Source organism: Mesorhizobium sp. M7A.F.Ca.CA.004.04.2.1, assembly GCF_004022825.1.
In the GTDB taxonomy this organism is placed as follows: Bacteria; Pseudomonadota; Alphaproteobacteria; order Rhizobiales; family Rhizobiaceae; genus Mesorhizobium.
This window is the reverse complement of record NZ_RZPH01000193.1, coordinates 1-7,430: the sequence shown is the minus strand read 5'-3', so window position 1 is coordinate 7,430 and position 7,430 is coordinate 1. Positions and strand designations below refer to the sequence as shown.

At 64.1% G+C, this 7,430-nt stretch carries 7 protein-coding genes; 5 read left to right on the top strand and 2 right to left on the bottom strand.

What is annotated here, in order from left to right; genetic code table 11:
• The 5 genes from EN893_RS39880 to EN893_RS11485 all read left to right on the top strand — a co-directional run.
• On the top strand, positions 1 to 1,222 hold a 1,222-nt coding region (locus EN893_RS39880; protein WP_164900806.1), incomplete at its 5' end, for a xanthine dehydrogenase family protein molybdopterin-binding subunit.
• A gap of 1 nt (position 1,223) precedes the next feature.
• Entirely contained in the window at positions 1,224 to 2,228 is a 1,005-nt protein-coding gene (locus EN893_RS39875) for a molybdopterin cofactor-binding domain-containing protein (RefSeq protein WP_023756899.1), read from the top strand.
• Positions 2,229 to 2,236: 8 nt separating this feature from the next.
• The gene (locus EN893_RS11500) at positions 2,237 to 3,118 is read left to right on the top strand and encodes a MoxR family ATPase (RefSeq protein ID WP_127266796.1); all 882 of its coding nucleotides are present in this window, start codon (positions 2,237 to 2,239) and stop codon (positions 3,116 to 3,118) included.
• Between the two features lie 199 nt (positions 3,119 to 3,317).
• On the top strand, positions 3,318 to 4,454 hold the full coding sequence (locus tag EN893_RS11490; protein ID WP_127271480.1) for a VWA domain-containing protein: 1,137 nt from the start codon (positions 3,318 to 3,320) through the stop codon (positions 4,452 to 4,454).
• Complete coding sequence (locus EN893_RS11485) at positions 4,454 to 5,341, top strand: amidohydrolase (RefSeq protein WP_164749096.1); 888 nt, start codon at positions 4,454 to 4,456, stop codon at positions 5,339 to 5,341. Before EN893_RS11490 ends, EN893_RS11485 begins: the two co-directional genes overlap by 1 nt.
• A gap of 4 nt (positions 5,342 to 5,345) precedes the next feature.
• Here EN893_RS11485 and EN893_RS11480 read toward each other — a convergent pair whose 3' ends face one another.
• The gene (locus EN893_RS11480) at positions 5,346 to 5,753 is read right to left on the bottom strand and encodes a carboxymuconolactone decarboxylase family protein (RefSeq protein ID WP_127271484.1); all 408 of its coding nucleotides are present in this window, start codon (positions 5,751 to 5,753) and stop codon (positions 5,346 to 5,348) included.
• Positions 5,754 to 6,070: 317 nt separating this feature from the next.
• A partial coding sequence (locus EN893_RS11475; RefSeq protein WP_164900805.1) for a sugar ABC transporter ATP-binding protein occupies positions 6,071 to 7,430 on the bottom strand: 1,360 nt, incomplete at its 5' end.

Below are 7,430 nucleotides of genomic sequence, written 5' to 3'. Positions count from 1 at the left end.
CCTGAAGATGGTGCGCAGCCCGCATCACCATGCCCGCATCCGCTCGATCGACACGTCGGAAGCGGAAAAGCATCCGGGTGTGGTGAAAATTCTGACCGCCAAGGACGTGCCGCACAATGTCTACACCATCCTGATCCTGATCCAGGTCGGGCCGGAGGACGAGACCGTACTGGCCGACGGCAAGGTGCGCTGGAAGGGCGAGGCCGTAGTGGCGGTGCTGGCCGAAACCGAGCGTGCCGCGCAAGAGGCCGCAGCCAAGGTCAAGGTCGACTATGAGGTGCTGCCGGCCGTCTTCGATATGGAAGAGGCGCTGAAGCCCGGCGCACCGCTGGTCAACGAATATCACGGCCAGAATTATTATCTCTACGACAGCGGCGAGTGCCGCAAGGTGCGCTTCGGCGATGTCGAGGCGGGCTTCGCCGGCGCCGACCACATATTGGAGGAGAGCTACCAGTCCTCGCCGATCGAACATGCGCCGACCGAGACCACCGGCTGCGTGGTGGCACCCGAGGGCAATGACCGCTTCACCTGCTACACCAACACGCAGGCGATGTTCTTCACGCTCGACAACACCTCGATCATCCTGCAGATGCCCGGCAGCAAATTGCATTTCGTCGGCGGCACCGTCGGCGGCGGTTTTGGCGGCAAAGTCGACGTCATCGTCGAGCCGATCGCCATCCTCGGCGCAAAATTAACCGGACGACCAGTCTGTTTTATCTACAGCCGCGAGGAGGAGATGCAGATATCGTCGCCACGCGCGGCCGAAAAGGTCGTCATCAAGGACGGCGTCATGAAGGACGGCCGCATCGTCGCGCGCAAGGTCACTGGCTACACCGATGCCGGCGCCTATTCGCGCCACTCGCCCTATGGCGCGCAGAAGGGCGCGGGGCACTATCCCGGCCCCTACACTATCCCGAACGTCTGGATCGACACCTACTGCGTCTACACCAACCGCACGCCCTCCTCCGCCATGCGCGGCTTCGGCGTCACCATCGGCGATTTCGCGCTGGAGGTGCAGATGGACAAGCTGGCGCGGCTGATCGGCATGGACCCGCTCGAATTCCGCTTCATCAACGCCTATCGCGACGGCGATATGAAAGCGCACCGCCAGCCGACCGAGGGCGCGGCGCTGATCGAATGCATGCAGGAAGCCTCGCGCGCCGCCAACTGGCCGGTGGCGGAGAAATACATGGCGATGTCATCCTACGTGAAGGGAGCTTGAGATGGCGATCAGGCGTGGACGCGGCGTTGCCGCGATCAACTATCCCACCGGCATGAACCTCGGCGGCGACCCGACGCAGGCGCTGGTGCATTCGACGCCGACCGGCAATTTCATGGTGACGCTGTCATCGGTCGATCTCGGCCAGGGCATGAAGCAGATCATGGCGCAGATCTGCGCCGAGACGATCGGCGTGCCGACCGACCGTGTCGTCGTCGACACCGCCGACACCGACACCGGCCCGCACTGCATGGGCACCTTCGCCTCGCGCGGCACACACCGCGCCGGCAACGCCGTCATCCAGGCGGCAAGGGAAGCCCGCCAGGTGATGCTGGAAGTGGCGGCCGAGGAGTTGGAGGTGAATGCATCCGACCTCGAGACCGACGGCCAGGGCAACATACTGGTCAAGGGCGCGCCGCAAAAGTCGATCTCGATCTTCGATGTCGCGCTGTCGGCGCATTTCAAGCGCGGCCGCTCGATCTCGGGCCGCGGCATGTTCCTGATCCCGCGCTCTTATCCCGAGAAAGAAACCGGCGCGATGAAGCCGTCGACCTGCTACGCGCATGCCTGCACCGTGGCCGAGGTCGAGGTCGACGACGAAACCGGCGAGGTCACCGTACTGACGGTGAAGAACGTCTTCGAGATCGGCCGCGCGCTGAACCCGAAAATGGTCGAACAGCAGCTGGTCGGCGGTTCGTGGATGGGCATCAGCCATGCGCTCTACGAGACGACCGAGCCCTATTATCCCAACCGCGATCATGGCGGCACCGACTTCAACCAGTATCTGATGCCGGGTCCCGGCGACCTCGCCGAGACCGAGATCATCGTGCTGGAGCGGCCATCGGCGGACGGACCATACGGCGCCAAAGGGCCGGGCGAAATGTGCGCCAACCCACAGATCCCGGCGGTCGCCAATGCCGTCTTCGACGCCGTCGGCGTGCGCATCGACACGCTGCCGATCACGCCGGAGCGCATCCTGCGCGCGCTGAAGGCGCAAGCGGCGAACTGAGGGCCGAAATGACCGGGACAAGCGCCGAGACATCAGCGACCTCGCCGGAGGCGGTGGCGCAGCATCTGGCCGCCTCGCGCTATCTGGCCGATGAAAGCCTTTCGACCGCCATCTTCCTGGCAATCCGGCTGGGCAAGCCGCTGCTGCTCGAAGGCGCGCCGGGCGTCGGCAAGACGGAAGCGGCCAAAGCGATCGCCGAGCTGCTCGGCCGCGATCTGGTGCGGCTGCAATGTTATGAAGGCATCGACGCCGCGCACGCGCTCTACGAATGGAACTACCAGCGCCAATTGCTTGCCATCCGCCATGCCGGCGAGCATGAGATCGACATCTATGAAGACCGTTTCCTGATCGCCCGGCCGCTGCTGCAGGTGCTGAAGGCGCCGGAACAACGCGTGCTGCTGGTCGACGAGATCGATCGTTCCGACCACGAATTTGAAGCGCTGCTTTTGGAATTCCTGTCCGATTTCCAGATCAGCATTCCCGAGCGCGGCACCATCCGCGCCACGGCGCAGCCGATCGTCATCCTGACCTCGAACCGCACCCGCGAGCTCGCCGAAGCGCTGCGCCGCCGATGCGTCTATCATTGGATTGGCTATCCCGACGCCGAGCGCGAGGCCGCCATCATCATGCTGCGCGCCGGCAATGTGGCTGAAGCAACGGCGCGCGCCGTGGCGACAGCCGTGCAGACCATTCGCGCTCGGCCGCTGGCCAAGCCGCCCGGCATCGCCGAGGCCGTCGAATGGGCCAACGCGGCGACCATCCTGGAGAGAGGCGGCAGCCCGTGGCCGGAAGCCTTCCGCCGCGCCATCGGCGTGCTGATCAAGGACGAGGAAGACCTTTCCTACATCGCACCGGAGCTTGGCCGGATCGTCGAGGAGGCGCTGGCGTGACGCGGGAGGTCATTTTGCAATGCTGGCGGGAGAGCGCCCCCCTCTGCCCTGCCGGGCATCTCCCCCTCAAGGGGGGAGATCGGATGTCATCCCCGCTTTCGCTAATCGCTCACGTCGCCGAACAGAGCGAAGCGTCGAACCTGCCAATCTCCCCCCTTGAGGGGGAGATGTCCGGCAGGACAGAGGGGGGCGCCACGCAATGATGCGGGAAACAAGCTTGCCTCGCGCCGCTGCGCCCTTCCTCAGCTTCGGCCGCTTGCTGCGCCGCTATGGTTTCGCCATCGCCCCCGAGCAGGTCTCCGGCTTCATGCAGGCGGTGACGTTGCTCGGGCCGCGCTCGATGGCAGACATCCGCGAGGCCGCCCTTTCCACGCTGGCGCCGCCGCCCGACCGCCGCGACGAATTCGAGGCGCATTTCCAGAGCCATTTTTATGGCAATACGTCCGCCGTGGTCGAAGGCGACGCCGACGAGGAAACTCGCATCAAGGATGATGGCGGCGCCGACGACGAACGGCTCGAGGCCGAACAAAGCCAAGAGGGCGGCGACCTCTCTTCGGCCCTGGAGCAGTTGAGTGTCCGCGACTTCCAGCGCGACGATGACAGGCTGACCGCCTTTCGTCGCAAACTCTCGACCGCTTTACCAGCCCGGCGCTCCTTCCGTACGATACGCACCCACTCGCGCGGTAAGCTCGATCTGCGCCGATCGCTCAGGGAAATCGTCAGCGCCGATGGCGACGTGCCCTCGCCGCTGCTGCGCCGCCGCCAGACCGTACCGCGCAAGCTGCTGCTGCTGATCGACGTTTCCGGCTCGATGAAGCTGCACACAGCGGACTATCTCAAGCTGGCACATGCGGCCGTGCAAGGTGCCGACCGCGCCGAGATATTCACCTTCGGCACGCGGCTGACGCGCATCACCACGGCATTGCGCATCCGCGACCGCGACCAGGCGCTGGCGCGCGCCGCTGCCCAGGTCGACGACTGGGACGGCGGCACCCGCATGGGACCGACGCTGCTCGCCTTCCTCTCGGTGCCGCGCTTTTCGTCGTTTGCACGCGGTGCCACGGTCGTGATCCTGTCCGACGCGCTGGAGCGCGGCGATCATGGCGAGTTGGAGACAGCCATGCGACGGCTGAGCGCCCGCGCTTTCCGGCTGTCGCTGGCCACACCGCTAGCCGGCGACCCGCGCTTCCGGCCGGCAACGGCTGCACTTCGTGCCATCCTGCCTGACCTGGACGACCTCGTCGATGGCTCGTCGGTGAAAAGCCTCACCGATTTCATCCTGTCGCTCGCCCGCCCTGCTTCAGCGGCGGCGACAATCTGGAAGAGGGTTTCGTGATGCAGAAAGCCATCGACGCGCATTTCCACATCTGGCGCCAAAAGGACCAGCCCTGGCTGGTCGGGCCGATGGTGCCGCGCATCTTCGGTCCCTACGAGCCGATCCGGCGCGACTACCCGATCGAGGAATTTCTCGAGGACCAGAGGGATTCAGGCGTCGAAAAGGCCGTCTATGTCCAGACCAACTGGGCCAAGGAGGATTTCGAGAAGGAAGTCGCCTTCCTGCAGAAGACATCCGACGAAACCGGCTGGCCGCATGCCATTGTCGGCTACACCGACATGACAGTCGAGGATATCAGACCGCAGATCGATCGCTTGATGAAATACAAGCTGCTGCGCGGCGTGCGCATGCAACTGCATTGGCACGAGACCCCGGCCTTCCGCTTCGCCGCCTCCGCCGACCAGGTGATCGACCCCAAGGTGCGCGCCAATGTGGCGCGGCTCAAGGACTATGGCCTCTCCTTCGACCTGCAGCTCTTCCCCGCTCAGATGAAGGACGGCCTGACGCTGGTCGGCGAAAACCCGGAGACGAATTTCATCCTCACCCATGCCGGTATGCTGACCGGCATGGAGCCGGAAACCACCGAAGCCTGGAAGGCAGGCCTGCGCACGCTTGCAGCCGCCCCCAACTTCTACGCCAAGCTCTCCGGCCTCGGCACCTTCGTCCACCGCAACGACCCGGCTCTGATCGCCTATATCGTCGACAATGCGATCGACATATTGGGCGCCGACCATCTGATGTTCGGCTCGAACTTTCCGATCGAGAAGCTTTGGACCAGCCACGCCGAGCTGATCAAGACGCACCGCGATGCGGTGGCCAGGCATGGTGCGGCGGCGGAGGCGGATATTTTCTGGAACACGGCGGAGAAGGTTTACCGGCCGGTGTGAGGCCTCACTTCACCTCGAACTGCGGGTCAACCGGAATCTGCATCGCCGTCACCAGATGGTTGGTCTGGCCGGCCAGCCCGATGATCGACACCAGATCGCCATGCTGCGCATCGGTCATGCCTTTGGCGCGGGCCGCCGCCGTGTGCGAGTGGACGCAGTAGGAGCAGCCATTGGCGGTCGAGACAGCAATGTAGATCATCTCCTTGGTCAGCGGATCGATGGCGCTGTCGGCGACCATCACCACCTTCAACTGTTCCCAGATCCGCTTCAGCGCCGGAGGATCATTGGCCAGCCCGCGCCAGAAATTGTTGACGAAATCAGATTTGCGCGTCGCGCGGATGTCGTCGAACACGGCTTTCACGGCGGGGATCTTTTCGACCTCGGCATCGCTGAGGAGTTTCGTCGTGGCCATGGCGTTCCCTTTCGTTTGAATTGAATCAAGTGTTGAGCAATTACGGCCAACCACCTTGGATGAATCGGTTTTCAGCCCCTCACCTTCGTCATCCTAGGGCGAAGCAGGAGCGAAGCTCCGTCGCGGAGACCCTAGGATCCATTCCGTGACGTCTCTCGAAGTGTGCGGCGGAGCAGAATCTTGCGCCGCAGCGACGCATGGAAGTCGCGGCATGGATCCTCGGGTCTGCGCCGCGTCGCTACGCTCCTTGCTTCGCCCGTGGATGACGAAGGGATGGACGTCCCGGCCAATTATCGACGTACGCACCGCCCGGAAACCTAATGCACAGCCGCGTACATGATCTTCTCCTCCGTCGCCTCGGCCGGCGAAAACTCCTCGACGATGCGGCCCTGGCGGCAGACCAGGATGCGGTCGGACAGGTTCATGATCTCCGGCAGGTAGGACGAGATGACGACAACGGCCAGGCCCTCGTCGGCCAGCCGGTTGATGATCTGATGGATCTCGGCGATCGCGCCGACATCGACGCCGCGCGTCGGCTCGTCGAAGATGACGATGCGCGGCTGCTGCACCAGCCCCTTGCCGATCACCACCTTCTGCTGGTTGCCGCCGGACAGTTCGACGACGCGCGCATTGTCGTTGATCGCCTTGATGTTCAACGTCTTCGTCCATTCGGCTGACAGCGCGCGCATTTCCTGCGCGTTGATCACCCAGGCCTTTTCGCGCCCCGCCGCCAGCAGCCCGCCGAACAGGTTCTCGGCAATGCCCATCGTCTCGAAGATGCCTTCGCTCTTGCGGTCCTCGGTGACATAGACGATGCCGTCAGCCACCGCCTCGCTCGGCACGAGATAGCGCACCGGCCTGTCATCGAGCTCGATGGCGCCGCCGCGCAGAAAGTCGCGCTTGTAGATGCCGGAGACGATCTTGAAGGTTTCGGTGCGGCCGGAGCCAATCAGCCCGAACACACCGGTGATCTGGCCCTCGAAGATCGAGAAGGACGTGTTGCGCACGACATTGCTCATCGAGATGTCCTGCACCGACAGCACCTTCTTGCCCGCCTTGCGAAGCTTCGCTTCGTCGCGCTGCCGGTAGATCTGTCCCGACAGCGTGCGCCCGACCATGGCGGAAACGATCCTGTCGCGGTCGAAAGCAGAGGTGTCGTCGGTGATGACCAGCTCGCCGTCGCGCAGGATGGTGATGCGGTCGGCGATATCGAGCGCCTCTTCCAGCGCGTGGCTGATGAAGACGATCGACACGCCGCTCGCCTTCAGCCGCCGGATCAGCGCGAAGAAGTGCCGCTTTTCTTCCGGCGTCAGCGTCGCCGTCGGCTCGTCGAAGATGATGATCTCGGCATTGTGGTGCACCGCGCGCGCGATCTCGACCATCTGCCGCTTGGCAGCACCCAGCGTCGCCACCATGGCGTTCGGGTCGACGGGAAAGTTCAGCGATTGCAGGAATTGCTGCGCCGAAATGTAGGTGCCGCGCAGCCGGTTGAGGAACTTTTCGGTGCCGAGATAAAGGTTCTGCGCCACCGTCATCGACGGCACCAAGCTGGTTTCCTGGAACACCATGGCGATACCGGCCTGAAGCGCCGCGTGCGGCGAGGCGTAGGCGATCTCCTGCCCCTTGTGGAACATCTTGCCCGAGGTGGCGTCGACCACACCGGCGATGATCTTGGTC

Excerpts from the sequence above, each read along its gene's own strand:
- EN893_RS39875 (WP_023756899.1), top strand. The coding sequence starts at position 1,224 with ATGGCGATCAGGCGTGGACGCGGCGTTGCCGCGATCAACTATCCCACC.
- EN893_RS11485 (WP_164749096.1), top strand. The coding sequence starts at position 4,454 with ATGCAGAAAGCCATCGACGCGCATTTCCACATCTGGCGCCAAAAGGAC.
- EN893_RS11480 (WP_127271484.1), bottom strand. The coding sequence starts at position 5,753 with ATGGCCACGACGAAACTCCTCAGCGATGCCGAGGTCGAAAAGATCCCC.
- EN893_RS11490 (WP_127271480.1), top strand. The coding sequence starts at position 3,318 with ATGATGCGGGAAACAAGCTTGCCTCGCGCCGCTGCGCCCTTCCTCAGC.
- EN893_RS11500 (WP_127266796.1), top strand. The coding sequence starts at position 2,237 with ATGACCGGGACAAGCGCCGAGACATCAGCGACCTCGCCGGAGGCGGTG.